Source organism: Rhizobacter sp., assembly GCF_031412495.1.
In the GTDB taxonomy this organism is placed as follows: domain Bacteria; phylum Pseudomonadota; class Gammaproteobacteria; order Burkholderiales; family Burkholderiaceae_C; genus Schlegelella_A.
Genome location: NZ_JANODC010000520.1, coordinates 1 through 2748 on the forward strand (window position 1 = coordinate 1; position 2748 = coordinate 2748).

The 2748-nt window shown below is 67.8% G+C and carries 1 protein-coding gene; it reads right to left on the bottom strand.

Translation table 11 applies throughout. From position 1 onward, the window contains the following. A partial coding sequence (locus AC30N0_RS19515; protein WP_489519545.1) for a PAS domain S-box protein occupies window positions 1-2748 on the bottom strand: 2748 nt, incomplete at both ends.

A 2748-nucleotide genomic window follows, 5' to 3' on the forward strand; every position in this document is an offset into this window, starting at 1 on the left:
ACCTGGCCCCCGGTTTGGGTGAACTTGCAGGCGTTGTTGACCAGGTTGCCCACGATCTGGACCAGCCGCGCCGGGTCGGCGTTCAGCACCACGGGCTGGGGCGGCAAGGTCAGCGTCAACGTGACGCCGCGGGCCTCGTACATCGAGCGCGCGGCCTGCTCGACCTGGTGCAGCACCGCGGCCAGGTTCACCCGTTCCAGGCGCAGGTCGATCTTGCCCAGGCTGACGCGGCTCACGTCGAGCAGGTCGTCGACCAGGCGCACCATCTGCGCGATCTGGCGCTCCATCATCTTCAGCGCGGAAGCGTTGGCGCGGCTGGCGTCGAGCCGGCGTCCGCCGAGGGCGAGGTCCGGCGCGGCATCGGGGCCGGCTTCGAGCGCAACACGCAAGATCTGCAGCGCGTTGCGGATCGGGGCCAGCGGGTTGCGCAGCTCGTGCGCCAGCATCGCCAGGAATTCGTTCTTGCGCCGGTCGGCCTCGCGCAGGGCCTCTTCGGACTTCCGGCCTTCGGTGATGTCGAGCAGCAGGTTGATGCCGCCGGCCAGCTTGCCCTGGGCGTCGTGCACCGGTGTCGGGTACGGGCGGAACCAGGCCCGCGTGCCGTCGGGCCGTTCGAGCACCGCCTCGACGCCCCGCACCGGGCGGTCCTCGCGCAGGGCCAGGGCCATCGGCGAGTCGGCGAGCGGGATCCGATGGCCGTCGGCGTCGTAGACCTTCCAGCTCACGCACCACTCGTCGGTGCCGAGCACCGGCGTGCGCCCGGCCAGCTCGACCGCCGCCGGGTTGAAGTGCGTCAGGCGGCCGTCGAGATCGGTGGTGTAGACGGCCACCGGCAGCGCATCGACCATCTCGCGGAAAGTGCGCTCGCTGTCACGCAGGGCTTGCTCGGCACGTTTGCGCTCGGTGATGTCCAGCGTGATCGCCACCGCGCGCAATGCAGTCCCTGCCGCGTCGCGAACCATGTTGACGGTTCGATGTACCCAGACCGTGCTGCCGTCCTTGCGCAGCATGCGCGTCTCGACCTCGTAGGTCGACGTTTCGCCGCGCACCAGGCTGGAAAAACCGTCCTGGTAGCCCGGCCGGTCTTCGGCATGCATCAGCTCGAGAAAGATCTTGCCGACCACTTCGGCTTCGCCGTAGCCGAGCATCTGAGCGAAGCGTTCGTTCACGCGCAACAGCCGCCCGGTGGCGGGGTCGGCCTCGCTCACGCCCACGCTGGTGGCCGCGAACATCGCGCGGTGCTGGGCCTCGCTCAACTCCAGCGCCTGCGCGCTGCGCTTCAAGGTGTCGATGTCGGCCAGCACCAGCACCGCGCCATCGACCCGTTTGTCCTGCGTCACGTAGGGTCGCACCTGCAGTGAAACCCAGCGGCCGTCTTTGTCTTGCAGCTCGCGCTCCTGCGGCTGCATGTTGTCGATCACCTCGTTGACCAGCGCTTCGAGGTCGGGCAGCTCGAGGCGGTGCCGGATGTGGCCGATCGGCCGGCCGATGTCGGCCAGCACCAGGTTGAACTGCTTGGCCGCCTGGGCGCTGAAGCGGCGCACGCGCAAGTCGCGGCCGAGCAGCACCACCACCAGTTGCGCCGAGTTCTGGATATTGATCAGGTCGTTGCCGAGCACGGCCAGCTCGGCATTGCGGTGCGCCATCTCGTCGTTGACGGTGGTCAGCTCCTCGTTCGACGACTCGAGCTCTTCCTTCGAGGTCGTCAGCTCTTCGTTCAGGCTTTGCAGCTCTTCGTTGGCCGACTGGACTTCTTCGCTGGCGGCCTGCAGCTCTTCGCTCGAGGCTTCATGGCGCTCTTCGATGGTCTGCAGGTACTCGCGCGTTTCGGACAGGTCGTTCTCGAGCTCGGCGACGCGGCGCGCGTCGTCGCCCGGCGCAGACAGCGCTGCTGCGTCGTCCGCTTCCAGTGCTGGCGCCGGCTCGCGGGCTGGCTTGTCGGCGTCTTCGAACAAGACCAGGAAACATCGCTCGCGCAGGTTCTTCAGCGGGATGACTTCCAGGTTCGTGCGGTGGATCGTGCCCTTGTGTTCGACGCGCACGCCCTGCCGGCGCACCGTCTTGTTTTCTTTGGCGGCTTGAGCGATGGCCGAGCGCAGCGGCAGCATCAGGCCTTCGCGCGCCATCTTCAGCACGTCGAAGGTGGCCACGCCGCTGGGTGACTCGAGGTAGGCGCTGGTGACGCCGCGGAACTGCAGGATCTGCCGATCGGCATCGATCAGCACGCCGGGTGGCGCGAACTGGCTGACCGAAACGCGGTCGGCCTCGCGCTGCGCGTTGTGCTCGGCTTGAATCGCGGCGGCGCTGGTGGCGGCGGTTCCGACCGCCACCGGCAAAACGGCGGCGGCCCGGCGCGAGCGGGCGCTGTCTCGCTCGCGCATCGAGCCCAGCGGCAGCACGAAGGGGGATACCGAAGCTGCCTTCTTGGTGTACATCTTCTGCTTGCGGTCCAGCGGCTCGAACAGGTCGGTGAAGCCGCCGATCGATTCCGAAGCGCCGAGCCACAGGAAGCCGTGCGGCTTGAGCGCGTAGTGGAAGAGCGGGAAGATCTTCTTCTGAAGGCTCGGCTCGAGGTAGATCAGCAAATTGCGGCAGGTGATGATGTCGATGCGCGAGAACGGCGGGTCGCTGATGATGTTCTGGCGCGCGAAGACGACCATCTCGCGCAACAGCTTGGAGACGCGGTAGCCGCCGCCCTCTTCGACGAAGAAGCGGCGCAGGCGCTCGGGCGACAGGTCGGCCGCCAGC